Annotated in this window: 21 protein-coding genes, 1 tRNA gene and 2 pseudogenes; 12 read left to right on the top strand and 12 right to left on the bottom strand. The window is 61.0% G+C overall.

Going from position 1 to position 25,422, the window contains the following annotated elements:
• Positions 1–9 precede the first annotated feature (9 nt).
• Both sctV and AACW30_RS03860 read right to left on the bottom strand, forming a co-directional pair.
• The gene (gene sctV / locus AACW30_RS03865) at positions 10–2,103 is read right to left on the bottom strand and encodes a type III secretion system export apparatus subunit SctV (RefSeq protein ID WP_106578538.1); all 2,094 of its coding nucleotides are present in this window, start codon (positions 2,101–2,103) and stop codon (positions 10–12) included.
• Entirely contained in the window at positions 2,100–3,155 is a 1,056-nt protein-coding gene (locus tag AACW30_RS03860; protein ID WP_169368168.1) for a TyeA family type III secretion system gatekeeper subunit, read from the bottom strand. The genes sctV and AACW30_RS03860 overlap by 4 nt, the downstream gene beginning before the upstream one ends.
• A gap of 262 nt (positions 3,156–3,417) precedes the next feature.
• On the opposite strand from AACW30_RS03860, the gene AACW30_RS03855 reads away from it, so the two are divergent.
• From AACW30_RS03855 to pgeF, 7 genes are all read left to right on the top strand, one after another.
• On the top strand, positions 3,418–3,969 hold the full coding sequence (locus AACW30_RS03855) for an RNA polymerase sigma factor (protein ID WP_106578536.1): 552 nt from the start codon (positions 3,418–3,420) through the stop codon (positions 3,967–3,969).
• 442 nt (positions 3,970–4,411) lie between these two features.
• Positions 4,412–4,488 (top strand) — tRNA-Met (locus AACW30_RS03850).
• 95 nt (positions 4,489–4,583) lie between these two features.
• On the top strand, positions 4,584–5,147 hold the full coding sequence (locus tag AACW30_RS03845; protein WP_325167557.1) for a GNAT family N-acetyltransferase: 564 nt from the start codon (positions 4,584–4,586) through the stop codon (positions 5,145–5,147).
• Complete coding sequence (locus AACW30_RS03840; protein ID WP_200624318.1) at positions 5,147–5,980, top strand: EamA family transporter; 834 nt, start codon at positions 5,147–5,149, stop codon at positions 5,978–5,980. The genes AACW30_RS03845 and AACW30_RS03840 overlap by 1 nt, the downstream gene beginning before the upstream one ends.
• Positions 5,981–6,075: 95 nt before the next feature.
• The gene (locus tag AACW30_RS03835; RefSeq protein WP_106578534.1) at positions 6,076–6,855 is read left to right on the top strand and encodes a PhzF family phenazine biosynthesis protein; all 780 of its coding nucleotides are present in this window, start codon (positions 6,076–6,078) and stop codon (positions 6,853–6,855) included.
• Positions 6,856–6,891: 36 nt separating this feature from the next.
• Positions 6,892–8,721, top strand: a complete 1,830-nt coding sequence (gene ggt / locus AACW30_RS03830; protein ID WP_200624317.1) for a gamma-glutamyltransferase — start codon at positions 6,892–6,894, stop codon at positions 8,719–8,721.
• Positions 8,722–8,744: 23 nt separating this feature from the next.
• The gene (pgeF, locus tag AACW30_RS03825; RefSeq protein ID WP_200624316.1) at positions 8,745–9,467 is read left to right on the top strand and encodes a peptidoglycan editing factor PgeF; all 723 of its coding nucleotides are present in this window, start codon (positions 8,745–8,747) and stop codon (positions 9,465–9,467) included.
• A 212-nt stretch (positions 9,468–9,679) separates the two neighbouring features.
• Here pgeF and ddlA read toward each other — a convergent pair whose 3' ends face one another.
• The 4 genes from ddlA to AACW30_RS03805 are packed head-to-tail and all read right to left on the bottom strand — an operon-like array spanning position 9,680 to position 12,169.
• Complete coding sequence (gene ddlA / locus AACW30_RS03820) at positions 9,680–10,774, bottom strand: D-alanine--D-alanine ligase (protein WP_200624315.1); 1,095 nt, start codon at positions 10,772–10,774, stop codon at positions 9,680–9,682.
• Between the two features lie 44 nt (positions 10,775–10,818).
• Positions 10,819–11,457 (bottom strand): LysE family transporter, encoded by a 639-nt coding sequence (locus tag AACW30_RS03815; protein WP_200624314.1) that lies wholly within the window; start codon positions 11,455–11,457, stop codon positions 10,819–10,821.
• Between the two features lie 30 nt (positions 11,458–11,487).
• Positions 11,488–11,706, bottom strand: a complete 219-nt coding sequence (locus AACW30_RS03810) for a helix-turn-helix domain-containing protein (RefSeq protein ID WP_106578529.1) — start codon at positions 11,704–11,706, stop codon at positions 11,488–11,490.
• Positions 11,707–11,713: 7 nt separating this feature from the next.
• The gene (locus AACW30_RS03805; protein WP_442793504.1) at positions 11,714–12,169 is read right to left on the bottom strand and encodes a DUF2975 domain-containing protein; all 456 of its coding nucleotides are present in this window, start codon (positions 12,167–12,169) and stop codon (positions 11,714–11,716) included.
• Positions 12,170–12,467: 298 nt separating this feature from the next.
• On the opposite strand from AACW30_RS03805, the gene AACW30_RS03800 reads away from it, so the two are divergent.
• Positions 12,468–13,277: an AraC family transcriptional regulator gene (locus tag AACW30_RS03800; RefSeq protein WP_106578527.1), complete on the top strand. Its 810-nt coding sequence runs from the start codon at positions 12,468–12,470 to the stop codon at positions 13,275–13,277.
• 122 nt (positions 13,278–13,399) lie between these two features.
• Here the strand turns inward: AACW30_RS03800 and AACW30_RS03795 are convergent, their stop codons facing one another.
• Positions 13,400–14,743 (bottom strand): MFS transporter, encoded by a 1,344-nt coding sequence (locus tag AACW30_RS03795; protein WP_200624392.1) that lies wholly within the window; start codon positions 14,741–14,743, stop codon positions 13,400–13,402.
• A 121-nt stretch (positions 14,744–14,864) separates the two neighbouring features.
• Between AACW30_RS03795 and AACW30_RS03790 the strand changes: the two genes are divergently transcribed.
• On the top strand, positions 14,865–15,749 hold the full coding sequence (locus tag AACW30_RS03790) for a LysR family transcriptional regulator (protein WP_200624313.1): 885 nt from the start codon (positions 14,865–14,867) through the stop codon (positions 15,747–15,749).
• Positions 15,750–15,752: 3 nt separating this feature from the next.
• On the opposite strand, the gene AACW30_RS03785 is transcribed toward AACW30_RS03790, so the two are convergent.
• From AACW30_RS03785 to AACW30_RS03775, 4 genes and pseudogenes are all read right to left on the bottom strand, one after another.
• The gene (locus AACW30_RS03785; protein ID WP_124416359.1) at positions 15,753–16,328 is read right to left on the bottom strand and encodes a flavin reductase family protein; all 576 of its coding nucleotides are present in this window, start codon (positions 16,326–16,328) and stop codon (positions 15,753–15,755) included.
• A 60-nt stretch (positions 16,329–16,388) separates the two neighbouring features.
• Positions 16,389–16,820, bottom strand: a pseudogene (locus AACW30_RS31465) (methyl-accepting chemotaxis protein); the annotation flags it as partial.
• Between the two features lie 108 nt (positions 16,821–16,928).
• Positions 16,929–17,615 (bottom strand): annotated as a pseudogene (locus tag AACW30_RS31460) (PAS domain-containing protein); the annotation flags it as partial.
• Between the two features lie 195 nt (positions 17,616–17,810).
• Complete coding sequence (locus AACW30_RS03775; protein ID WP_106578522.1) at positions 17,811–18,143, bottom strand: DUF2790 domain-containing protein; 333 nt, start codon at positions 18,141–18,143, stop codon at positions 17,811–17,813.
• Between the two features lie 226 nt (positions 18,144–18,369).
• Here AACW30_RS03775 and AACW30_RS03770 point away from each other — a divergent pair, with 226 nt between their 5' ends.
• From AACW30_RS03770 to AACW30_RS03760, 3 genes are all read left to right on the top strand, one after another.
• A complete protein-coding gene (locus tag AACW30_RS03770) occupies positions 18,370–19,689 on the top strand; it encodes an OprD family porin (RefSeq protein ID WP_200624312.1) in 1,320 nt (439 codons plus the stop codon).
• Between the two features lie 356 nt (positions 19,690–20,045).
• On the top strand, positions 20,046–20,720 hold the full coding sequence (locus AACW30_RS03765) for a response regulator transcription factor PcoR (RefSeq protein WP_119736387.1): 675 nt from the start codon (positions 20,046–20,048) through the stop codon (positions 20,718–20,720).
• Positions 20,717–22,102 (top strand): heavy metal sensor histidine kinase, encoded by a 1,386-nt coding sequence (locus AACW30_RS03760; RefSeq protein WP_200624311.1) that lies wholly within the window; start codon positions 20,717–20,719, stop codon positions 22,100–22,102. The genes AACW30_RS03765 and AACW30_RS03760 overlap by 4 nt, the downstream gene beginning before the upstream one ends.
• A gap of 183 nt (positions 22,103–22,285) precedes the next feature.
• Here the strand turns inward: AACW30_RS03760 and AACW30_RS03755 are convergent, their stop codons facing one another.
• Positions 22,286–25,420: a CusA/CzcA family heavy metal efflux RND transporter gene (locus AACW30_RS03755; protein ID WP_200624310.1), complete on the bottom strand. Its 3,135-nt coding sequence runs from the start codon at positions 25,418–25,420 to the stop codon at positions 22,286–22,288.
• Positions 25,421–25,422: the final 2 nt, after the last annotated feature.

The following is a 25,422-nucleotide window of genomic DNA, read 5'->3' as shown; positions in this document are numbered from 1 at the left end:
ACTGGAGATTCATGCCAGCGCACCGCGCGCCAGCTCATCCTGGGTCAGATCAAAACGCCCCAGCACTTTCACCTTGGAGGTGCTTCCCAACTCGGCGAAGGACAGCACCGGCACATGGTTGAACTCTTCCAGAAGCAGGGTGCGCAAGGGACTGCGCAGGTCTTGTGCCACCAACATCACACTTTTGCTTTTGGCGCGTAAGGTGAAGGCCTGGTTGAGGAGGTTGATCAACGCGGCGCTGCTTTCGTTATCAAGCGCAAAGAAAACCCCGGTCTGCGTCTGACGCAACGCCTCGCGCAGGATGTTTTCGGTATGGGGCGACAGCAGCCAGGCGTGCAGGCCGTCTTCCTCGCTGTACTGGTGGAAAATCTGCGCCTTGAGGGCAATGCGCGCGTAGTCAGCCAGCGCTTCGGGCTCGCGCTCATGCTGGCCGTACTCGATCAGCGACTCGACAATCAGCCGCACGGCACGCAGTGGCACCCCTTCGCTGGCCAGGCGTTGCAGGACCGCCGAAAACCGCGAGAGCGGCATGATGCGTTGCAGTTCCTGCACGAGCTCCGGCTGGTTGTGCTCAAGCCAACTGAGGATCGATTTACTCTCCTGAATCCCCAGGAACTGCGGCCCGCTGAGCATCATCGCCTGCCTCATGCGCTCAATGATCAGGCTCGTCGCGGTGAAGCGCTCCAGCTGCGGGTCATCGAGCAGCGGATCATCGGGCGCCAACCACAGCCAATCCTGTTCATCGCGGTCGGCCTTGCCCGGTATTGCGTGCTCGGGTTCAACCGCCAGCGCCTTGCGTTCCACGGCCAGATGGTTGACGACCGAGGCCTTGACCATCGGTACTTCGTGCACACAAAAGCGCATTTCATCGGCGGCCAGGGCGTCATCAAGTTCGACTTCAAACGGCGGCAAGGTCAAACCGATATTGGCCACCAGCGTGTTTCGGGCCTGGCGTATCCCATGGATAAGCTCGGTGACCTCAGGGGTTCCGCGCAAAACCGGGGAAAACTGCAGCAAGTACGGTCGCGACGGATCAAACCCGCGCAAGTCTTCATCACCGTTCTGCTCCGGGCGCACGGCGTCAGCCGCTTCGGCGGCCGGCTGTTCTAGTCGTTGACGCTGGCGCATCAAGTAATAACCCAGGCCGCCGGTGACCATCGAAATCAGGATAAACACCAGGGTAGGCATGCCGGGCACCGCAGCAAACGCGAGCATCCCCACCGATGCAATCATCCAACTCTTGGGTTCGCTGGTCATTTGCCGGGCAATTTCGGCGCCCATGTTACTGATACCCTTGCGCCCGTCCGGAGCCACGCGGGTGATGATCATGCCGGCGGTCAGGGAGATCAGCAGCGCCGGAATCTGCGCGATCAGGCCATCACCGATGGTCAGCACCGAATACAGCCGTATCGACTCGGCAGCGCTCAAGTCGTGTTGAAACATGCCCGTGGTGAAGCCACCCAACAGGTTGACCACAACGATGATCAAACCGGCGACGGCATCGCCCTTGACGAATTTCATCGCACCGTCCATGGCACCGAACAGTTGGCTCTCGCGGGACAACTGCTCACGTTTGTCCCGCGCTTGCGTGCCGTCGATCAGCCCGGCACGCAGGTCACTGTCGATGGACATCTGTTTACCCGGCATCGCGTCCAGGCTGAACCGCGCCGCCACCTCGGCGACCCGTTCCGAACCCTTGGTGATGACCAGAAAGTTGACCAGGGTCAGGATCAGAAAGATCACCATCCCCACCGCCAGATTGCCGCCCACGACGAAATTGCCGAAGGCCTCGACGATGTCGCCGGCGTCCTGTTCCAGCAGAATCAAGCGCGTCGTGGCGATCGACAGCGCCAGACGGAACATGGTGGTCAGCAGCAAAATCGATGGGAACGACGAGAACGCCAAGGGGCCTGGCAAATACAGCGCGAGCACGATCAACAGACAGGATATGCAAATGTTCAGCGCGATCAGAATGTCCACCAGCCAGGTGGGCAACGGCACGATAAAAATAAACACGATGCCCAGGATCACCACTGCGCCCAGGACTTCGGCACGTTGGGCCATTTTGAGCAGTACAGCGTTGATGGCTGACAGTGCAGTCACGCCGACGCCCCCAGGTCACCGGCAAACTTGATCGGGCCGCGCTCGATCCGCTCCAGTTCCCCCATCACGGCCAAAAAGCTGTCCAGCGCGCCCTGGCGGGTTCGACTGTCAGGCCACAAGGCCAAAGGCAATTGCCGGACCAGAGGGTAAAGCGCGTTGAGAACAATCACTTGCCGGGGGCTCGGGCCACTGCCCAGATCATGCCCAAGTCGCAGGATTTCGCCCGCATCGATGCCGCTGCCGGCATACCCCAGCAGGCGCTGCAAAAGACTGACGGCGTCGTAGCCGATGCCCAGGCGCTGGATCAACGCGTGGCAACCGGCCAACACGGTGCTCAGTTGCCCACAGCTTTGCAGCGCCAGCAACAAGGTGCGCAAACGCGGCGTGGTCATTGACGAAACCAGAACCGCGATGTCATCAGCCAAGGCTTTACGCATGCTGATGAGCCTGACGGAAAATGTATCGCCGCCGTATACGCCCAACAGCGCCTGCATCATCGTCGCCAGGGATTGGCGCGTGGCCACGCTGGCGTAATAAAGCGCGCGCAGCGCTTGGCGCTCCTGCGGATCACCACCGGCCTCCATCAACGCCGTGGCGAATTTGAGGCCAGCCTGGATCTCCCCTTTAAAGCCCACCGCCAGCATGCCAATAGCATCCCGCGCCAAGGCAGCTTCGGTCGGGCGCACATCATTGTCCGCCTGGGCTTCCAGATGTTTGAGCACCACGTAGGCGCGTGCGGGGTCGCCCTCGGCGAGCTCTACCAGCTTGTCGACACTGGGATGCTGCTGCAATTGGTGCCTGAACCGCCGCGAAATAGTCGCCAGGGACTCCTGAGCAGGATGGCCCAGCTGTTCATAAAGTTGCGCAAGCTGCTCGGTGGGGGGCACACGAATCGACATCGCGCGCTGAGCGCGGTTGTTGGCAATCACTTCCTGGTCGAAGAGCGAAGCAAGCTCATCAACCTTCGCGGGTGCGGGCGTGGAAACAGGCGCAACGGCGGATTGATCCAGGCGCTGGGCAGAGGGCGCATCTTTAGGGGATTCGACTTTCATAAGCATGCCAAGACGGGAAGAGTGTGTCCCTATGTGGCAATGCCTACCGATACGGTTCCATCAGAACGCGGCTATCGAGAGGTTTGACAAGACCGGCACAAACCCTCGGCGCTTTTTGCAAACTACTGCGCAATATCTCTCCATTTCAAGATATTTACCTTTAATAATCAGCTAGTTGCGATCTTTTTCCATTTGGCACACCCAGTGCTAAAGGGGTTTCCATCGAACTTATTTCGATAGCGTCTACCCTGAGGAAAAAAACGTGAATATCCCAATTGAAGCTTTAGCGCACCTGGTTGGCAGCTCGCCTCAATTCATGCTCCAACTGACGGACGACCAACAGAAAAAACTCCGGCGTTTTATTCATAAACGCGTACTCAACCCCGAAGATGCAGACGACATACTGCAACTGACTTACCTGGAAGCCTGGCGCAACAGGGAGCGCTTCAGTGGTCAGGCGAGCCTCAGTACCTGGATGTGCGGGATTGCTCAGAACCTGGTACGCAACCACTTCCGCCGCCTGTACGCCAAGCCTGTGCACTGCGAATTCGATGAGTCGCTGTGGCATGGGCAGGAGGAAACCAAGAACCTGGATTGGCAGTTCGAGATCAACCGCCGACTGGAGAAAACCCTGACCGCCATCGACCACCTGCCCACAGAAATGCGCAAGACGTTGTACGCCTCACTGGAGACCGACGGCAGCTACCAGGACACCGCCGACGTATTGGACATACCCATCGGCACCGTTCGCTCACGCTTGTCACGCGCGCGTGAACACCTCAAGCGCGTCACGCATAACCCGTCGCAACCGTAAGGCCCTCTAGAGGGTAATTGTTGGGCGGCAGGGATATCTGCCCAACCGAATTTTGCTTCTCTCGTCCACGGCGACGCGATCGCCAACCGCCCGAACACCCCATCCCCTACCGACTGCCTCAGCGCCGATAACAACCTCAGCGGCGAAGACGTCCAGCCCTACCTTTCCCACCCGATGCTCAGCGCTTGCGCTACCGTTCTCGACTGCGGCACGCTCTTGCAACGCCACGATCGACGCCGGATGGCATCTGCAGAAAATCACCACGACCGTGAAGGGTCGCTCAATTGAAAGCCCGCGCCCCCACGCGGCCCGACAGGCGGACGAATGACAAGCCACTCGTCGCCAGAGCTGGCGATTCCGGTTAAACAATTGAAAGCGTAGAAAAAATTTCGATAAAAGTGCTTGACGCATTCCCGTTCTACGCGAATAATGCGCGCCACTTGGCTACATAGCTCAGTTGGTTAGAGCATAGCATTCATAATGCTGGGGTCCGGGGTTCAAGTCCCTGTGTAGCCACCAAGTACTAAAAACGGCTTACCGAAAGGTAAGCCGTTTTTTTATGCCTGAATAAAAACCCTCAGGCATACTCGCCCCCAACCACAAGGAGGCGATTGGTGAACACGCACTTCCCCACCCACGGCATTGCCACCGAACGGCTGATACTGCAAGCCGCCCAGCCGTCTCACGCTCGCGCCCTGCACACCTACCTGCTGCAAAACCGCGCTTACCTGCAACCCTGGGAGCCCACACGCGACGATGACTTCTTTGCACTCGACGCCATCACTCAACGCCTCGAAACCATGGCCGAAAAGACCGCCAGCGGCGAAGCGCTGCACCTGCTGATACGGCGCGACGGCCAGATCATCGGCGCCTGCAATTTCACCCATATCGTGCGCGGTGCGTTTCAAGCCTGCCACCTGGGCTATGCGCTGGACGAATCGGCTCAGGGCCAGGGCCTGATGCACGAAGCGCTGAAGGCTGCGATTGCCTATGTGTTCGATGCCATGAAACTGCATCGAATCATGGCCAACTACCGCCCCGAAAATGCACGCAGTGCACGCCTGCTGGAACGGCTGGGGTTTGAGCGCGAGGGTCAAGCGCGGGCCTATCTCAAGATTAACGGCGTGTGGGCGGACCACGTGTTGACGTCGCTGATCAACCACGCAGAGAGCGACTGATGAGCCTCAGTGTATTCGCCATCATCCTTTTGGGCGCCGCGCTCCACGCCACCTGGAACGCCGTGGTCAAAGGCGGCGCCGACAAGCTGTTGACCACCTGCATGATCGCCTCCGTCGCCTCGTTGATCGCGTTGGCCGCCACCCCGTTTCTGCCGCTGCCGGCAAGAGAGAGCTGGCCGTTCATCGGCGCGTCGGTGATTCTCCAAATGCTGTATTTCGTGCTGGTGGCCTCGACTTACCGCATTGCCGACATGAGCCAGACATACCCGATCATGCGCGGCACAGCGCCGCTGCTGGTGGCGACGGTCAGCGTGTTTGTGTTGGCCGAGCCGCTCTCGACCTCCGCCTGGCTTGGCATTGCGGTGATCTCACTGGGCATCTTGAGCATGGCCCTGGCGCCTTCTTCAGGGCCAAGAAAAGGCTTGGTTCTGGCGCTGATCAACGCCGGCGTGATCGCCAGCTACACCCTTATCGACGGCTTGGGCGTGCGCAAGTCCGGTGCGCCTGTGGCCTACACGCTGTGGATTTTCCTGCTGACCGGCGTCCCGCTGGCGACGTGGGCGCTAGCTTCGCGGCGCACGCTGTTCTGTGATTACCTCGCGCGTAACTGGCGCTTGGGCGTCGTCGGCGGCGTGGGCACGATCGCCTCGTATGGCCTGGCGCTGTGGGCCATGACCGCAGCCCCCATCGCGACCGTGTCGGCCCTGCGCGAAACGTCGATCCTGTTTGGCGTGGTGATCTCGGCCTGGGTGCTCAAAGAGCGCCTGACCCGCGTGCGCATCCTGGCTGCGTGCGTGATTGCCGCCGGGGCGATGGTGTTGCGCCTGGGATGAGCGAGACTCATGCGCTCAAAAAAACGCCGCATCTGTATTTTGACGCTTCACAGACCCACTGTTAGTGTCCAGCCTCCCTACTCGGAGTGCCCTCGATGAAACTGGATATCTATCAAGTCGATGCTTTCAGCCAACACCCCTTCGGCGGCAACCCGGCGGCAGTCTGTCCGCTCACCGAGTGGCTGCCCGACGAGCAACTGCAGAATATCGCGGCTGAAAACAACCTCTCCGAAACCGCCTACTTCGTACCCCGTGGCGATTTCTATGAGTTGCGCTGGTTCACCCCGGAGGTCGAAGTGGACCTGTGTGGCCATGCCACGCTGGCCGCAGCCTGGGTGCTGATTCATCAATTGGCGGATGCACCGCACGTCTTGCGCTTTGCCACCCGCAGCGGCGAGCTTCGCGTGACGCGCAATGGCGACGAACTGGCGATGGACTTCCCGGCCAAACAGCCCCAGCGCTGCGAGCCGCCAAGCGGCATGTTGAGCGCATTGGGGATTGAGCATGCCGAGGTGTTTGCCACCGACGACTACCTCGTGCTGGTCGACGACGAAGCTCAAGTAGCCGCCCTGACGCCGGACTTCGCGCGCCTCAAGGGCCTGCCCAAACGCGGGATTGCAGTGACAGCCAAAAGCACGCGGTTTGATTTTGTATCCCGTTGGTTCGGCCCCAACGTGGGCGTCAATGAAGACCCGGTCACAGGTTCGGCGCACACCTCGCTGGCGCCCTTCTGGGCCGAGCGTTTGGGTAAGTCGCAGTTGACTGCCGAACAAGGCGGCAAGCGCCGTGGGCAACTGCGTTGCGAGCTCAAGGACGACCGCGTGATTATCTCCGGCCACGCGGTGCTCTACCTGCAAGGCACGATATACCTGTAAAAAGCCGTAACCCAAGGACAACAGATCATTCTCAAAATGAACGGAGTTCAGCGCGTGTTTTCGATTTCCCGCCGTCAACTGTCAATGATTGCCGCCGCCCTCGCCCTGGCTGGCTGCCATACCCCCGTCAATGAACAACCGCCCGCGCCGGAGCTGGGTTCGGGTTATCGCACCGACCTCACCACCCGCCACGCCGAGCGCCATATGGCCGCCGCCGCCAACCCGCTGGCTGCCGAAGCCGGGCGCGAAATGCTGCGCCAGGGCGGCTCGGCCATCGACGCGGCGATTGCGATGCAGGCCGTGTTGACCCTGGTGGAGCCGCAATCATCCGGCATCGGCGGCGGCGCATTCATCATGCTGTGGGACGGCAAAACCGTGCACGCGTATGACGGCCGCGAGACGGCGCCCGCGGGAGCTACCGAACGCTTGTTCCTTAAAGCCGACGGCACGCCGATGGCATTTCCCGAGGCGCAGATTGGCGGGCGTTCGGTTGGCACGCCAGGCGTGTTGCGCGCGCTGGAGATGGCACACAAAAAGACCGGCCACCTGCAATGGGCCAAGCTGTTTGAACCGGCGATTCGGCTGTCCGAGCAAGGCTTCGCGATTTCCCCGCGCCTGCACGCGCTGATCGCTGCCGACCGTTACATCGCGCAATCGCCCGAGATGGCGGCGTATTTTCTGAACGCCGACGGCACGCCCAAAGCTGCCGGCACGCTGTTGAAAAACCCGGCGTTGGCCAACGTGTTCAAGCGCATCGCCAAGGAAGGTCCGGACGCGTTGTACCAAGGGCCGATTGCCGATGAGATCGCACGCAAGGTCCAGGGCAACCGCAACGCGGGCAGCCTGTCGCAGGCGGACCTCAAGGGCTACACCGCCAAGGAGCGCACGCCACTGTGCACCGACTACAAGCGCTATCAGGTGTGCGGCATGCCACCGCCGTCGTCGGGCGGGATTGCTGTCGCGCAGATCCTCGGTACGTTGCAGGCATTGGAAACCCGCGACCCGCGCTTGGCCATCGCACCGATGAAGCCGGTCAAAAGCACATCGCCTGCCGGCCTTGAGCCCACACCTGAAGCCGTGCACCTGCTGGCCGAAGCCGGTCGCCTGGCCTTCGCCGACCGTGGGTTGTACGTGGCCGACGCCGACTTCGTGCCGGTGCCGACCGCAGGCCTGATCGCCCCGGACTACCTGGCCGAACGCGCCACACTGATCGGCGACCGCAGCATGGGCATTGCCAAGCCAGGCACGCCTGCGGGCATCCAGGTGGCGTACGCGCCGGACCGCTCGCCCTTGCGCATCTCGACCTCGCAAGTGGTGGCGGTGGATGACCTGGGCGGCGCCGTGTCGATGACCACCACGGTGGAAGCGGCGTTTGGTTCGCACGTGATGGTTCAGGGCTTTTTGCTGAACAACCAGATGACTGACTTCTCGTTCATCCCCGAAGAAAACGGCCAGCCGGTCGCCAACCGTGTCGAGCCGGGCAAACGTCCGCGCTCGGCCATGGCGCCGACGCTGGTGTTCGACCGCAAGAGCGGCGAGTTGCTGGCCACCGTCGGATCGCCGGGCGGTTCGCAGATCATCGAGTATGTGAGTAAATCCCTGGTGGCGATGCTCGACTGGAACCTCGACCCGCAAGCGGCCATCAGCTTGCCCAACTTTGGTAGCCGTAACGGCGCCACCGAGCTTGAGGCCGGGATGTTCAGCCCCGAGTTGAAGCAGGCGCTGAGGGACAAAGGCCATGCACTGAGCGAGATTGATATGACCAGCGGCGTGCAGGCCATCGTTCGCACGCCAGACGCCCAGGGTAAGGCGTCGCTGAGCGGCGGCGCCGACCCTCGGCGCGAAGGCGAAGCGGTCGGCGACTGACTTTATTGAGCGGAGAGAGCCCCTTGCAACAGGCAAACAATCTCGGCGCCATCCCCGGCGTCGACCACGGTTTTTGTTCGATCAATGATCCATTGCGGCCGGACGGGGTGTTCATCTGCAAGCAGGTGCACAGTGCTTCGGTGATCCAATGGCAGGCGGAACAGGTGGCCAATACCATTGAGGCAGACGGCGTGTTCACGCACACGCCTCAACCAATTGCAGTGATCACCGCTGACTGCCTGCCCATTCTTATTGCCGCACACAGTGGTGATCGGGTTGCCGCCGTGCATGGCGGCTGGAAGGGTCTGCAAGGGGGGATCGTCGCCAATGCGGTGAAACAATTGGCTGCCGAGGGTATTGCCGCTGACCAGTTGCGGGTGGCGATCGGGCCGTCGATCAAGCCGTGTTGTTATGAAGTGAGCGCCGAGTTTATCGCGCAATTTCAGGCGAGCCAGGGCCACGTGTGGCGTGACGGTCAGGCGCCATGGTGCTTCGAGCAACCGACGCCACGGTTGTCACCGCAGATTGCACCGCCCCACGCGCGGCAAGCGGGAAGTGCGTGGTTCGACTTGAGTGGTTACGGGGTGATGCTGTTGCAAGCGGCGGGCCTTAAGCGTGAGCAGATCGACGTCAGCGAGGTGTGCACATATTGCACATCACCAACCTTCGCCAGCTACCGCAGGAGAACTCACCACCCTGAGGAGCCAAAGACGCTGATCTATTCGTGGATCGCCCGCAAATCCTGAAAAGCCCCTGACCCTGCGATGGTTGGCAGGCTCGTTATGGCAAGCAGGCCTGTTGTAGCGAGCGGGCTTGCCCCGCGTTGGGCTGCGCAGCAGCCCCCTCAGACTTACCCTGTGGTCTCAGACAGAAACGAGCAGCCTAATTATGGGGCTGCTGCGCAGCCCAACGCGGGGCCAGCCCGCTCGCCACAGCGTTCGTCCCGCCCCAACGATTATCAGCGGCTGATCTTCAGCCCCTTGCGCCCCGCATGTCGCTCCAGCGCCAACTCAATCAAGCGGCTTACCAACTCGCTGTAACTCATGCCCGCCGCCTGCCACAGCTTGGGGTACATGCTGATGCGGGTGAAGCCGGGCAGTGAGTTGATTTCGTTGATCAGCACTTCGCCGTCGTCGGTGAGGAACACGTCGACTCGCGCCAACCCGGCGCAGCCCAGTACCTCAAACGCTTCAATGGCGAGTTGGCGAATACGCTCACTGGCCTCAAGGCTGATATCAGCCGGCACCACCACTTGGGCGGCCTGGGCGTCGATGTATTTGCTGTCGTAGGAATAGAAACCGCTGCCCACTACGATCTCGCCGCAACCGCTGGCGACAGGGTTGTCGTTGCCCAGCACGGCGCATTCAATTTCACGCCCCTGGACAGCGGACTCCACCAACACTTTTTCATCGAAGCCCAAGGCCAGTTCGACCGCGGCATGGTACTCGGCCTCGTTGGTAACTTTACTCACGCCCACCGAGGAACCCTGGTTGGCGGGTTTGACGAACATCGGCAAGCCAAGCTTGTTCACTGCTGTATCAAAAGCGCTGCGCGCCGCGTTGCGACGCGTCAGGGTGATGAACGGGGTAACGGCAATACCGGCATCGCGCAGCAGGCGTTTGCTGATGTCCTTGTCCATGCACACCGCCGAGCCCAGCACGTCGGAGCCCACGAAAGGCAGGTCCGCCATGCGCAGCAGGCCTTGCAGGCAGCCGTCTTCGCCAAGGGTGCCGTGGACGATAGGGAAGATCACATCGATGTGTTCGAGCAGACTTTGCCCGGAGGTTTCCACCACTTGCTGGCTGGTCTTGCCCGGCACCACCGCCAGTTCGCGGTTGGACTGGTTGAGAGCGATCAGGGCCGGGTTTTCCTGGTTGATCAGGAAGTTCGAGGTTTCGTTCAGGTGCCAGTGGCCGGCCTTGTCGATGCCGATCAGAACCGGCTCGAAGCGCGAGCGGTCCAGTGCATCGACGATGTTGCGCGCCGACTGCAGCGAGACCTCGTGCTCGGCCGAACGGCCACCAAAAATAATACCTACCCGCACCTTGCTCATGACTCGGCCTCACTGTTGAAAGTAAGGCTTCTTACCATGAGCGGTCAGCGATTCGCTACCAGATGTGCGCCGAACAACAGGTAGCACCCACCGGCAAACCGGTCGAGCCACTTGCGTGAACGGCTGTAGAGATTGGCCATGCGCTCGCTGGAAAACACCAGGGCTACGCTGGTGTACCAACTGAATGACAAGGTGGCCATGGTAATCACCGCCAGGGCCAACAATGTCGGCGACGGTGAAGGCGGCATGGTCGAAGCGAAGGCCGTGGCGACGAACAGCGCGGCCTTGGGGTTGGACAAGTTGCCCAGCAGACCGAAGCGCCAGGCAAAGAACAGCGAGCGCGTGGGTTCGTCGGGCAACACTGTCTGGCTCGCGGTTGGCGCCGAACGCTTGAACAGTTTCAGCCCCAGGTAGATCAGGTAGCAGCCACCGATGATCTTGAATGCCAGATAGAGCATGGGCGCCGCAGTGAACAGCGACTTGATGCCCAAACCGCCCGCCAGCCCCCAGATCACCGTGCCCGTGGCCACTCCGGCAGACGCCACCACGCCATGCCGACGCGAACAGCTCGCCGCCAGTTGGGCAGTATTGAAGAAGTTCGGCCCCGGCGTCACCACCGCGACGGCCCAAAGCAGCCCCAGCGACAACAACGGCGCGACATACGGCAGGTCGGAGAACAGCATGGGGCGATCCCTCTTGGTAAATGGTTAAACCTATTCGCCCGCAGGTTCAGGCGTGTGCACCAGCAGGTCGCCAGGCTGGCAGTCCAGGTAGGCACAGATCGCATCCAGCGTACCCAGCCGTATGCCCTTGACCTTGCCTTGTTTGAGCAACGACAGGTTCTGTTCGGTAATCCCGATGGCGGCTGCCAGGTCTTTGGATTTGACCTTGCGCCGGGCAAGCATAACGTCCAGTTCAATCACAATGGGCATTTCGATCTCAAACAAAAGTGCGGTTTTCAGAATCCACTTCGCTGGCCTGCCACAGGATACGCGCGATTACTGCGATACAGGCAGCGAGAAACAACGCGACGAAGCTCGGCGGGGTCAGACTCAAGGTGAAAAATCGCTGGCCCAACGGCTCGTTCATCGAGACCCAAAGGCCCAGCAACGGCTCGCATACAAAGTCCAGCAGTACCCACAGGGCAACGGCGCGACCGACTTTGCCCAGGTGCTGCGCCGCCGCGCTGGAGAAATACTCGCCCCGCGCGTAGTTGCGAAACAGCTGGCGCAGATGGTTCAAGCCCGACACCAAGGCCACCAGCGGGATGCTGGAAAGAACAATCCCGCCGAGTTTTTGCCACCACGGGAGCAGCGCGATTTGCACGCCGCTGTCCTGAATCCGGTCACTCAAGGAAAAGCTGAGGCCCAGGCCATCGGCGGAAGAACCCAGCACCGAAACAGCCAGACGCCAGTGTTGAGCACCAGCATGACGACAATCAGCAAGAGCGTAAGCAGCGACATGCGCTGGCTGAGTTGAGCCAGACGTTGGGTATTCATAAGCAACCTCGATCAATGAGTGAGGCCGCAAAAATAATAGATAATTATCGTAAAACAATCATTTATTAACCCAGATCAACATTTACGCTGGCGAATACCTCCTCTCAAGCACGCACAATCGTTCAAGACCTCGACAGACACGGCACGCCAGACTGGGTTAACGTGTTTCCCACCTCTATTTGTGACAAGTCACCATGGGCCAACCCACTTCCACCCTCGATTGGTTGCACCGCGCCCCACACGCCAGCGGCCTGGACCGTATCGAAGCGTATTTTGCCGGCTTTGCATTCGACCCGCATCGCCATGACACCTACGCCATCGGGCGCACCTTGTTTGGCGTGCAGAGCTACCACTACCGTGGCTGCATGACCCACAGCCTGCCCGGCACGACCATGGTGATTCACCCCGACGAATCCCATGACGGCCGCGCCAGCAGCGTGGAAGGCTTCAAGTACCGCATGATTTATGTGGAGCCGGCGCTGATCCAGCAGATTCTCGGCGGCCGGCCGTTGCCGTTTATCCACAACGGCTTGTCGACTGACCCACGGCTGTTCCGCGCCAGCGAGGTGTTGCTGCAAAGCCTGGACTGCCCGATTGACCCGATGCAGGAACAGGACGCGCTGTACGACCTGGCGCAAGCCCTGAGCGCGGCTTCGGGGGTGATCATCAGCCGTAAATCCTTCGATTACGTCGCCGCCGAGCGCGCGCGGGAATTTATCCACAGCGCCTTGGGCCGCAGCATCACCCTGGATGAAATGGCCGACCATTGCGGCCGTGATCGGTGGGCGCTGTCGCGGGATTTTCGCTTGTTGTTCGGCACCAGTCCCTATCGGTACCTGACCATGCGACGGTTGGACCTGGTGCGCGGCTTGCTGGCCCAGGGCCAATCGCTGGTGGACGCGGCGCTGACCGCCGGTTTCACCGACCAGAGCCATATGACTCGACAGTTTCGCAGCACCTACGGCATGCCGCCGTCGCGCTGGGTGAAGATGCTCGGGCGCTGAAATGCCCAACTTGAAATACGATCAAAATGTGGGAGCGGGCTTGCTCGCGAAAGCGCAGTGTCAGTCGACTTATGAGTGACTGACCCACCGCCTTCGCGAGCAAGCCCGCTCCCACATGGGTTCTATGTTGTTTCCACTATCGCATTCGGCTCGGGCGCTTGCGTTTTGAGCCGCAGCGCCAACACCGCGCCGACCAAGGCAATTGCCGCGCTCCACCACAGCGCCAGCTCGATCCCGCCCGCATTCGCCACCGACACCAGCACCGCCAGGCCCAACGCCCCGCCGATCTGCTGGCTGGTAGACGCCATCCCCGCCGCCACGCCCTGCTCCCCAGGCCGAATGCCCAGCCCCGCCGCCACCCACATCGCTGTCCAGGTCATACCCTGCCCGATGCTCAAAATGAAGATGCCCGGCAACAGTGACCAAAACCCTACGCCCGTCGGCAACGCCCAACACACCAGTGCAATGCCCACCGCGCCCGCCAGTTGCCCGCTGACCAAAGTGTTGCGCAACCCCAGCCTGGCCAGCGAACGCTCTGCCAACCAGATGCCGAACGTGCACACCAGGGTCGCCGGTAAAAACGCCAAACCGGCCTGCAATACGCTGTAGCCATAGACCTGCTGGTAATACAGCGCCAGGAAGTAGTACTGCACGCCAAAGCTGCTCATGAACACCGCCGTGAGCAGCATCGCCATGCGCAGTTCGCGGTAGGCAAACAAACGCAGCGGCATCAGCGGATCGCTGCCGCGGTGCTCGATCCAAGCGAACAACCCAAGCAACGCCAGCGCCAAGGCGATGCAGCCCAGCGTCTGCGGCGCCGACCAGCCCCACTCGGGGCCTTGCACCAGCGCGAACACCAGCAACGTGCCGCCGACGGTCACCGTCAAGGCGCCGACGATGTCGAATTTGCGCCCACGTACACGCTCGCCATCGGCTGGAATCCAGTAACGCGCCGCCCACGCGCAGCCGCCCGCCAACGGCACATTCACCAGAAACACCGCCTCCCATCCCCACACCTGAGTCAGCACGCCGCCCAGTAATGCGCCGAGTGCCAGCCCCGCTGCCGAGGCCGCACTCCACACCGCAAACGCCCGATTGCGTTCAGGGCCTTCGGCATAGTGCGTGTTGATCAACGCCAACGTGGCCGGGAACAACAATGCCCCGCCCACGCCTTGCACCGCCCGCGCCAGCACCAGCAACACCGCGCTGCCGCCGAGCACCGCCGCCAGGGAGGCCAGCGCATACAGCGACTGGCCCACCCGGTAAAAACGGCGCTTGCCAAGCAAGTCCGTCGCCCTGCCACCCAGCAACAGAAAGCCACCAAACGCCACGCTGTAGGCGCTCACCACCCATTGCAATTGCTGCGCGGAAAAATCCAGGTGCGCGCCAATCTGCGGCAGGGCGACAAACACAATGGTGGCATCCAGGGCGATGATCAGTTGTGCGGTGGCCAGCAATAAAAGCATCCAGCCAGAGGGTCGAGAGGGAGACATCACAGCGTCCAGTCCGAAAATAAGAGGTGCCAGTTTCTTTCATGCCCGACAGATGATAAATAGCGCTATCACTCTTTCAGTAATGACTTTAATCATGGATCTGAACGCTGTTCGACTCTTGGTCCGCGTGGCCGAAACCCGCAGCTTTACCCGCGCGGCCGGCGAATTGGGGCTGACGCAGTCCGGGCTGTCCCGCGCCATCTCGCGCCTGGAAAGCCAGCTGGGTGTGCGCTTGCTGCAACGCAACACGCGCAGCGTCAGCCTTACGCCCGACGGTCAGATGCTGTACGAGCGCAGCGCGCCGTTACTGGCAGAACTGGCTGAAACCGAAAAGCTGATGCTCGACCGACGCAGCAGCCCGTCCGGCCTGTTGAAAATCAGCACACCGTCGTTGTTCGGTCGCAAGGTGGTGATGCCGGTGATCGGCGAACTGACATTGCGCTATCCCCAATTGCGCATCGAAGCGGTGATGACTGACCGGCTGGTGGATATCGTCGACGAAGGTTTCGACGCCCTGTTGCGCACGGGCGAGATCCAGGATCAACGCCTGATCGCCCGTGCCCTGCCGCCGTTGCGCTGGGTCACGGTGGCCTCGCCGGCTTATCTGGCGCGTTGCGGCACGCCGCAAACGGTGGACGAACTCAAGGACCACAGCTGCCTCACTGTGCGTAACTTGCGCAGCGGGCGCATGGTGGATTGGCAGTTCATGAGCCAGGGCAAAGTGCAGGACGTGAGCGTCGATGGGCGGCTTATTTTCGACAGCGGCGATGCGCTGGTAGACGGCGCGGTGGGGGGGTTCGGCATCGCCCAGGTGATGGATTTTGCGGTGCGCGAGGCCATGGCCGCCGGGCGCCTGGTGCCGTTGCTGGAAGACGTGGCCGGGCGCAGTCGCGCGATATCACTGGTCTATCCGCCGTCCCGGCAGTATTCGCCCAAGCTGATGGCGTTTGCCCAGGCACTGGCAAACGCCCGCTGGTAAAGCCTACAGTTGGCGCCCGACCACCGGCTCGCCGATGCTCAGGAAATTTCCGCCCGCGATATGGTGCAAGGTGCGCAATTCGTCATGGCCTTCGAAATGCCAGTGCCCGTCGCTGAACACGCGCGCGTCGGCATAGGCCGCGACGACTTCGCCGAGGAATAAATCGTAGGTCTGTTGGTGGTGAGGCTCGGGCAGCAGGCGGCATTCCAGCCACGCTACGCAACCTTCCAGCAGCGGCGCTTCGGTGTGTTCAGCGCTGAATGTCTGCAAGCCATAGGTGGCGAATTTGTCGGTGTCTGCGCCCGTGGTGTTGCCGACCGTCTGCACCAGATCGGCCTGGGCCACGCAAGGCACCTGCAGCACAAAGGTGCCGGCGGCTTCCAGCAGCTGGCGGGTCCAGGTGGCCTTGTCGAGCACCACGGCGACCTTCGGCGGCTCGAAATCAAGCGGCATGGCCCAGGCAGCGGCCATGATATTGCGCTTGCCATCGTGGGCCGCGCTCACCAATACGGTCGGCCCGTGATTGAGCAAACGGTAGGCCTTGGACAAAGGTACTGGACGACGGTGGGTAGGGCTCATGGAGAGACGGCTCTTCAAGCAAGAAAAAACCTACGATACCTCAAGCACAAGCCCTGCGGGTCAGCTCGACAGCTGATTGGCAAACTGCCCGACCGCGCTCACCACTTTTTGTGCACCGTCCTGGATTTCCACAATCACCGTGCCCGCCTCGGCCGCCAGGGCCAAGCCTTGCTCGGCCTGCAAACGGCCCTCGGTCATCAAGGACACCGCATCGCGGGCCATGTCCTGGTTCTGACGAACCACGCCGACGATCTCCTCGGTGGCCTTGCTGGTGCGCGAGGCCAATTGACGCACTTCATCGGCCACCACCGCAAAGCCACGGCCCTGCTCGCCGGCCCGCGCCGCTTCGATGGCCGCGTTGAGCGCCAGCAAGTTGGTTTGCTCAGCGATGCCGCTGATGGTCTTGACGATGGTGCCGATCACTTGGGACTGAGCGTTCAGCGCCTCGATGCCATCACCGGCCTGCTGCATGTGCCTGGCCAGATCACGCATGACATCCACCGCCTGCGTCACGACAGTGGTGCCGCGCTGGGCACTGTTGTCGGTTTGCAGCGAGGTGCTGTAGGCGATGTTTGCGGCTTCGGCCACGGCCTGTTCCTGGTTGACCTGGTCGGTGATCACCGTGGCGAACTTGACCACTTTGTAAAGGCGGTCATTGGCATCCAGCACCGGGTTGTAGGTCGCCTCCAGCCACACCACACGGCCATGGCTGTCGACCCGTTTGAAGCGCGCCGCCACAAACTCACCGGCGTTCAAACGTTTCCAGAAATGCTGGTACTCGGCGCTGTTGTATTCCTCCGGTTCGCAGAACATACGGTGATGTTTGCCCTGGATCTGCGCCAGGCTGTAGCCCATGCCACCGAGGAACCGGTCGTTCGCGGTCAGCACATGGCCGCCGAGGTCGAACTCGATCACTGCAGTGGAACGCACCAGCGCGGTGATCAGGTTCTCATGCTCGCGCGACCCCTCGATGGTGCGGGTGAGGTCGCTGGAGTAAATCGAAAAATGCTTGATGCGCCCGTCAGAACTGCGCACCGGTTGCAGGATCGAGCGCAACCATGCCTCTTTGCCGTTGCCGCGCATCAGGCGCACGGTGCCGGCGAAGTGTTCGCCGCGCACCAGGGCATTGCGAAAGCGCTGCTGGAATTCGTCCTGGCGCAGGTGCGTGGGCACCAGCTCGTCTATGTGCCGCCCCACAATGTTGGAGGCCTGGTACGACAGCTCTTGCAGGAAGTTGGCATTTGCCCACTCCACCCGGCCTTCGGCGTCCAGCGTCAGGCACAGCATTTCGCTTTCCAGGCTCTCCTTGACCTGTTGCAAGCTGGACAACTCTTCGCGAAGAGCCGACAGCTCCTGCTTCAAACGGGTGTTGAACATGGGGCACCGATGGTCATTTGGGGAGATGGATCTGACCTGCATCGGCGCTGACGAGGTTTTCTGAAGCGCTTTTTTGTGGCGCGCCCAACTGTTTTTTTGGATCCATTAACTGCCGTTGTTTCGGCAAACACCCATCACCTTGTATTCCACCGTATTGAGCTTGCCGCTGGAGTCTTCATAGGTCATGCGTGAAGGCACGGCATTGCACGAACTGATCGGCGGCGTAACGTTGACGACCTTGGCAATATCCAGCGCCATGCCATAGCGATACGCCTGCACCTGGGGTGCTGGCTGGCCGTTTTTTTGCGCGTAAGCCGCCATGGCTTTTTGATTACGCTCCATCATCAGCGCAAACGTGCGGTCGCCTCCGCCTTCGGCCATCGCACTCAGTGACAGGACTGCAGCTAATACACCCAAGCCAATTTTATAAAATGTCATTACAGGTTCCTCGGTTGATAAGTTCAGTCACGAGACTAATCAACCAACCCTGTCGCCATGTTCACCAAAACATTACTTATCTGTTAGATCGCGGTGAGCTTCCAGAATTGTAATGTTCGCGCCACCTGACCGTTATCCACTGTTTGCAACTATCAGCCCGGGCCAGATCAATAAAAACGCCCCTACCTATAAGAAGCTGAAAACTGCCAACACCCAGGAGCGAAACATGAGCATTGCTTACTACACCCTTCCCTTTTCATTGATTGTTGCACTGCCTCTGGCAGCCGGGGCGGTGGAAGACACGCCCGATGGTTTTATCCAAGGCAGCAGCGTAACCGTGCTGGCGCGCAACTTTTACTTCAATCGCGATGACCGCAAGGGCCAGTCCAGCCCGACCGGCAATGGGTATTCCGAAGCCTGGGCGCAGGGTCTGATCGGCAAATTCGAATCCGGCTTTACTCAAGGCACCGTAGGCTTTGGCCTGGATGCGTTTGCCATGTACGGCCTGAAACTCGACTCGGGCACCGGTCGCAGCGGCGGCAAGGGTTCGTTCGGCGTGCTGCCGGTGGACAGCGACAATCACCCCGAAGGCAGCTACAGCAAAGTCGGCGGCGCGGCGAAATGGCGCGTGCTGGACACGGTTATCAAGGCCGGCGATGTGTTCCCGCTCACGCCGGTGGTGGCCTACGGCGATTCGCGGTTGTTGCCGGAAAGCTTTCGCGGCGTCACCGCGCAGAACACCAGCCTTGAGGGCTTGAGCCTGCAAGGCGGACGCCTGAGCGGCATGAGCCAGCCAAGCGAAAGCGGGATGAACAAGGGCTTCGCGACCTTCTACGCGGGCAAGGTCGACTCACCCTGGATCGGCTATTTCGGGGGGGAGTACGCCGTCAACAAACACCTGAACGTGAGCCTCTACAGCAGCCGACTGAAGGACGCCTGGGACCAGTACTACGTCGGCAGTGCCGCCAGTTACCCACTGACCGACGACGTGTCGTTATTCGGCGATTTCAACTATTACAAGGCCGTGGACGAAGGCAAACAGCTGCTGGGCAAATTCGACAACACCATCTGGAGTGCCAGGCTCGGGGTAAAGGTCGGTGCTCACAGCGTGGCCCTCTCGCACCAGCGCAACAACGGCGATGACGACTTTGATTACCTGCGCCAATCGGACTCGATTTTCCTCAATAACTCGATCCAGTACAGCGACTTCAATTCGCCCAAGGAGCGTTCGTGGATGGCCCGTTACGACCTCGACATGCAGGCGTTCGGTATACCTGGCCTGTCGTTCATGACCCGTTATGCCAAAGGCACCGGCGCCGATTACAGCCACGCCAACGCGGTGTACATGCGCCGCGATGCATCCGGCAACCCGCTGACAGATCAACGCCGCTGGGAAAGGGATGTCGAGGCCGAGTACGTGGTGCAAAGCGGCAGCCTGAAAGATTTGTCGTTGCGCTTGCGCCAGGCCACCGTGCGCTCCAGTGCGTTTGAGTCAGACCTGGAAGAAGTTCGCTTGATTGCGCAATACCCATTGGTCGCACTTTGAACAATCGCCCACTCGAGTGCTTACATTCGTTCGCGCTTGACTAACATCTGTTCACAAATTGCTATCTATCAAAACTGTAACATTGGCCCCAGCTTCCCGTTAAGTTGAACTTCCTATACTCGCTTCAGCTTGTCAGCACCGAGCAACATTCGTCTCTGAAGCTTTTTTTAGCTCCTTTGGAAAGAGATGATTTTTTAACGCCCCTCTGGGGCGTTTTTTTTGCGCGCAGGCTTAGTCGCGACCCATTGCCGCAGTTGACCCTGAAGCTGCTTCACACTTCAGAATTTTCCTACTCACAACACACCCAATTCCATAGGGAAATGGAACCCTTCTCTTTCAGTAAAAGGTAAATCCCCATGCGTATCCTTGTGGTTGAGGACGAGCAAAAAACCGCTGACTACCTGCAGCAAGGCCTGAATGAAAGTGGCTACGTCGTGGACTGCGCGTCCAATGGCATTGATGGCCTGCACCTGGCTGAGCAGCACGCCTATGAGTTGGTGATTCTTGACGTCAACCTGCCGGGCAAGGATGGCTGGGAAGTGCTGGAGCAATTGCGCCGCAACGGCACCCAGCGCGTGATGATGCTGACCGCCCGCGGGCGGCTGGCCGACAAGATCAAGGGCCTGGACATGGGCGCCGATGACTACCTGGTCAAACCCTTCGAGTTTCCCGAATTGCTGGCGCGGGTACGCACCCTGCTGCGGCGCAGCGAGCACATCCCACAGCCGGAAGTGTTCAGCGTGTCGGACCTGGAACTGGACCCCCGCCGCCATCGCGCGTACCGCGGCACACGGCGCATTGACTTGACCACCAAGGAGTTCGCACTGCTGCAGGTGCTGATGCGCCAGACCGGTGAAGTGCTGACGCGCACGCAGATCATTTCGCTGGTGTGGGACATGAATTTCGACTGTGACACCAACGTCGTGGAAGTCTCCATCAGCCGCCTGCGGGCCAAGGTGGACGATCAGAGCGAGGTCAAGCTGATCCACACCATTCGCGGCGTGGGTTACGTGCTGGAAGCACGGCCATGAAAACCGGCAGTTTGTCGATGCGTCTGGGGTTGACGGTCAGCCTCATGGGCGCGGGCCTGGTGCTGTTGCTGGCGACGTTGGCGTATCTCGCCCTGACCCACGAACTGGAAAAACTGGCGCGCAAAGGCCTGGAAAGCAAGATGGAACAGATCCAGCACAGCCTGTCTCAAGGCCTCGACGCCCACGCCATCCGGGCGCGCCCGCATTCGCTGATGGACCTGGTGATCGGCCATGACAATTTTTACCTCACTATCGTCGGCACCGCGCCCGATGAAACGGTGTTGCTGAGCATCGGTGCCAAGCCTCAGGAGCCGCTGCTGACAAACTTCACACCGCGAGAAACGCTCGGCTACCTCAATTGGGCCGACAGCAATGGCAACCAGGTGCTCAGCGCCTCCAGCCTGATGCGCCTGGCCAGCGGCGAACGCGTACGCGTGCTGTTGTCGCTGGACCGCATGGACGATCAGGCGCTGCTCAGTGCCTACCTGCGCGCCACCGTGATCGCCTTGCCCATGTTGTTGATGCTGATCGGCATGGGCGCCTGGTGGCTGGTGCAGCGCGGGCTTGCGCCGTTGAAGCAGTTCAGCCATGTGGCGGCCAAAGTCACCACCCAGGACCTGACCCATCGCTTGTCCGTCGACAACCTGCCCAAGGAGCTGGGCGAATTGGCGCAAGGCTTCAATGTGATGCTCAACCGCCTGGACGCCGGGGTGCAGCAACTGTCGCAATTCTCCGACGACCTTGCTCACGAATTGCGTGCACCGCTGACCAACCTGATGGGCAAAGCCCAGCTCACGTTATCGCGCCAACGCCCACCGGACGAATACAAAGCAGTGCTGGAATCCAACACCGAAGAGCTGGAGCGCCTGGCACGCATCGTTTCCGACATGTTGTTCCTCGCCCAGGTCAGCCACCCGGCAGCGCGAGCTTCGTTTACCGCAGTATCGCTGGCGGACGAAGCTCATCGGGTCATGGATTTATTCGCCCTGAGTGCCGAAGACAAACAACTGGCCCTGACCCTCAGCGGCGAGGCCCTGGTGAACGGCGATCGCCTGATGATTCAACGCGCGCTCTCCAACCTGCTTTCCAATGCGATCCGCCACAGCCCAGCGGGCGCGCATATCTCATTGCGCGTGGAGGCTTACGGCAACAGCGTGTCGTTGTCTGTGAGCAACCCAGGCCCGGGGATTGAAGCGCACCACCTGCCGCACCTGTTCGAACGGTTCTACCGAGTCGACAGCAGCCGTGCGCGAACCGAGGGCGGCACCGGCCTGGGACTGGCCATCGTGCGATCGATCATGACCCTGCACCAGGGGCAAACCGACGTGCGCAGTTCGCCCGGCGCTTTCACCGTGTTTCGCCTGGTGTTTCCTCAGGTGTAAGCCCCTCAAGGCTGAGCGTGCTTGTTGTGGCGAGCGGGCTTGCCCCGCGTTGGGCTGCGCAGCAGCCCCCATCAGGCCCACCTCCGTATCCCTGATATACCGTGGCGAAAGATTTGGGGCGGCTTCGCCACCCTACGCGGGGCAAGCCCGCTCGCCACAACATGCCCGCTCACCCCACCCGCATCATTCCTCCTTGCGGTGCGCCCACTGATACAACGCCGGCAGCACCAGCAAGGTCAGCAACGTAGAAGAAATAATCCCGCCGATCACCACCGTCGCCAGCGGGCGCTGTACTTCGGCGCCGGTGCCGGTGGCCAAGGCCATGGGGATAAACCCCAGGGATGCCACCAGCGCAGTCATCAACACCGGGCGTAAACGTGTGAGCGCCCCTTCATGGATCGCCACCGACAGTGGACGCCCTTCCTCACGCAGGTTGCGGATGAAGGCAATCATCACCAGCCCGTTAAGCACCGCCACCCCCGACAACGCAATAAACCCCACCCCCGCCGAGATCGACAACGGAATATCGCGCAGCCACAGCGCCATGATCCCACCGGTCAACGCGAACGGAATCCCGGTAAACACCAGCAAGCCATCCTTGAGGTTGTTGAACATCATGAACAACAGCCCGAACACCAGCAGCAACGCCACCGGCACCACGATACGCAAGCGCTCGGAGGCCTCCTTGAGCTGTTCGAACTGGCCGCCCCAGGTGGTCCAGTAACCCGCCGGGACCTTCACCTGAGTGCTGATGGCAGACTCGGCCTCTTCGACGAACGAACCGATATCACGCCCGCGCACATTGGCGCTGACAATCACCAGGCGCTTGCCGTTCTCACGGCTGATCTGGTTCGGGCCCAGCACCAGGTCCAGGCTGGCGACCTGGGACAAGGCAATAAAACCCAACTGGCCCGAGGCGTTGCTGGCCAGCGCCGGCACCGGGATCAACAGCCGCGACAAGCCCTCGATATCGGTGCGCAGCGCATCGGATAAACGCACGACCATGTCGAAGCGGCGATCACCCTCGTACAGCGTGCCGGCCTGGCGCCCACCCACGGCGACGGCGATGGTGTCCTGCACGTCGCCCACGTTCAGGCCAAACCGCGCGGCCTTGTCGCGATCAATATTGATGGTCAGCACCGGCAGGCCAGCGGTCTGCTCGACCTTCACTTCCGAGGCGCCATCAAGCGTCTGCAAGGTCTCGGCGATTTCTGCGGCGGTCTTGTTGAGCACTGCCATGTCGTCGCCAAACACCTTCACCGCCACGTCACTGCGCACCCCGGAAATCAACTCGTTGAAGCGCAGCTGGATCGGCTGCGACAGCTCATACGCACTGCCCGGCACAATCGCACTGGCGCGCTGGATATCTTCGATCAGCGTCTCGCGGGATTTGGCTGGATCAGGCCACTGGTCCTTGGGCTTGAGCATCACATAGCTGTCGGAAATATTCGGCGGCATCGGGTCGGAAGCGATTTCCGCGGTACCGGTGCGCGCAAAGACTCGCTCGATTTCCGGCACCTGGGCCATCAAGGTTTTTTCCAGCTGCTGCTGCATCTGCACCGATTGCGTGAGGCTGGTGCCGGGTACGCGCAGGGCCTGTTGAGCGAAGTCGCCTTCACTGAGGCTGGGGATAAATTCGCTGCCCATGCGGCTGGCCACCACGCCCGAAGCGACGATGGTCAGCACCGCCAGGCCGAACACCAGCGGGCGGCGCGTCATGACCCAATCCAGCACCGGCGCATAGGCCCGACGCGCCGTGCGCATCACCAGGTTTTCCTCTTCCTTGACCTTGCCGGTGACAAACAGCGCAATCGCGGCCGGCACAAAGGTCACCGACAGAATCATCGCACCGAGCAAAGCGAGGACCACGGTGAACGCCATGGGGTGGAACATCTTCCCGGCCACCCCGGTGAGGGCGAAGATCGGCAGGTACACCACCATGATGATCAGTTGCCCGAAGATCAGTGCGCGCCGCGCTTGCTTGGCCGCAGCGAACACTTCGTGCAGGCGCTCGCTGCGGGTCAGCAAGCGGCCATGGCGCTGCTGCGCATGGGCCAGCCGGCGAATGGCGTTTTCGACGATCACCACCGCGCCGTCGACAATAATCCCGAAGTCCAGCGCGCCAAGGCTCATCAGGTTGGCACTGACTTTGTTGGTAAACATGCCGGTAAAGGTGAACAGCATCGCCAGCGGAATCACCATTGCGGTGATCAACGCCGCGCGGATATTGCCCAGGAACAGAAACAGCACCGCGACCACCAGTAGCGCACCTTCGAAGAGGTTTTTCTTCACCGTGGCGATGGCTTTTTCGACCAGGTTGGTGCGGTCATAAACGGTCACGGCAACCACGCCCTGGGGCAGCGAACGGTTGATATCTTCGAGTTTTTTCGCCACCGCCTGGGACACGGTGCGGCTGTTTTCACCGATCAGCATGAACACCGTGCCCAGCACCACTTCACGGCCATTTTCGGTGGCGGCGCCAGTGCGCAGCTCACGGCCGATGTCGACTTGCGCCACATTGCGCACGCGGATCGGCGTGCCGTCCGACGTGGTGATCACGATGTTGGCAATGTCATCGATCGACGCCACTTGCCCCGGTGCGCGAATCAACAGCTGCTCGCCGCTGCGCTCGATGTAACCGGCGCCAACGTTGGCATTGTTGCGCTCAAGCGCGGTGACCAAATCGGTCAGCGTCAGGTTGTAGGCCGCCAAGCGTTTTGGGTCCGGCGCGATCTGGTATTCCTTGGCAAAGCCGCCGATGGTGTTGATCTCGGCCACACCCGGCACGTTGCGCAGCTGTGGCTTGATGATCCAGTCCTGGATCACGCGCAGGTCGGTCGGCGAGTAAGGCGTGCCATCTTCCTTGAGCGCGCCGTCTTCGGCTTCGACGGTCCACAGGAAGATCTCCCCGAGGCCAGTGGAGATCGGCCCCATCGCGGTTTCGATGCCGGTGGGCAATTGCTCGCGGGCCACCTGCAGGCGCTCGTTGACCAATTGGCGGGCGAAGAACAGGTCAGTGCCGTCTTTGAAGATCACCGTGACCTGGGACAGGCCGGAGCGCGACAACGAACGCGTCTGCTGCAAACCCGGCAGGCCGGCCATGGCGGTTTCGATGGGAAAGGTAATGCGCTGCTCGGTTTCCAACGGCGAGAAGCCGGCCGCCGCCGAGTTGATCTGCACCTGCACATTGGTGATGTCGGGCACCGCGTCGATGGGCAACTTCTGATAACTGGCGATGCCGACACCGGCCATCAACAGCACCGCCAGCAGCACGATGATGCGCTGCTCGATGGCAAATTGGATAAGGCGCTCAAACATGG

Origin of the sequence: Pseudomonas sp. MF6747, from assembly GCF_963890955.1 — a bacterium.
Classification (GTDB): domain Bacteria; phylum Pseudomonadota; class Gammaproteobacteria; order Pseudomonadales; family Pseudomonadaceae; genus Aquipseudomonas.
The sequence above is the reverse complement of the archived record's forward strand: the minus strand, read 5'-3'. Positions and strand labels throughout refer to the sequence as shown.

Excerpts from the sequence above, each read along its gene's own strand:
- AACW30_RS03860 (WP_169368168.1), bottom strand. The coding sequence starts at position 3,155 with ATGAAAGTCGAATCCCCTAAAGATGCGCCCTCTGCCCAGCGCCTGGAT.
- AACW30_RS03840 (WP_200624318.1), top strand. The coding sequence starts at position 5,147 with ATGAGCCTCAGTGTATTCGCCATCATCCTTTTGGGCGCCGCGCTCCAC.
- AACW30_RS03835 (WP_106578534.1), top strand. The coding sequence starts at position 6,076 with ATGAAACTGGATATCTATCAAGTCGATGCTTTCAGCCAACACCCCTTC.
- ggt (WP_200624317.1), top strand. The coding sequence starts at position 6,892 with ATGAACGGAGTTCAGCGCGTGTTTTCGATTTCCCGCCGTCAACTGTCA.
- ddlA (WP_200624315.1), bottom strand. The coding sequence starts at position 10,774 with ATGAGCAAGGTGCGGGTAGGTATTATTTTTGGTGGCCGTTCGGCCGAG.
- AACW30_RS03815 (WP_200624314.1), bottom strand. The coding sequence starts at position 11,457 with ATGCTGTTCTCCGACCTGCCGTATGTCGCGCCGTTGTTGTCGCTGGGG.
- AACW30_RS03810 (WP_106578529.1), bottom strand. The coding sequence starts at position 11,706 with ATGCCCATTGTGATTGAACTGGACGTTATGCTTGCCCGGCGCAAGGTC.
- AACW30_RS03800 (WP_106578527.1), top strand. The coding sequence starts at position 12,468 with ATGGGCCAACCCACTTCCACCCTCGATTGGTTGCACCGCGCCCCACAC.
- AACW30_RS03795 (WP_200624392.1), bottom strand. The coding sequence starts at position 14,743 with ATGCTTTTATTGCTGGCCACCGCACAACTGATCATCGCCCTGGATGCC.
- AACW30_RS03790 (WP_200624313.1), top strand. The coding sequence starts at position 14,865 with ATGGATCTGAACGCTGTTCGACTCTTGGTCCGCGTGGCCGAAACCCGC.
- AACW30_RS03785 (WP_124416359.1), bottom strand. The coding sequence starts at position 16,328 with ATGAGCCCTACCCACCGTCGTCCAGTACCTTTGTCCAAGGCCTACCGT.
- AACW30_RS03775 (WP_106578522.1), bottom strand. The coding sequence starts at position 18,143 with ATGACATTTTATAAAATTGGCTTGGGTGTATTAGCTGCAGTCCTGTCA.
- AACW30_RS03770 (WP_200624312.1), top strand. The coding sequence starts at position 18,370 with ATGAGCATTGCTTACTACACCCTTCCCTTTTCATTGATTGTTGCACTG.
- AACW30_RS03765 (WP_119736387.1), top strand. The coding sequence starts at position 20,046 with ATGCGTATCCTTGTGGTTGAGGACGAGCAAAAAACCGCTGACTACCTG.
- AACW30_RS03760 (WP_200624311.1), top strand. The coding sequence starts at position 20,717 with ATGAAAACCGGCAGTTTGTCGATGCGTCTGGGGTTGACGGTCAGCCTC.
- AACW30_RS03755 (WP_200624310.1), bottom strand. The coding sequence starts at position 25,420 with ATGTTTGAGCGCCTTATCCAATTTGCCATCGAGCAGCGCATCATCGTG.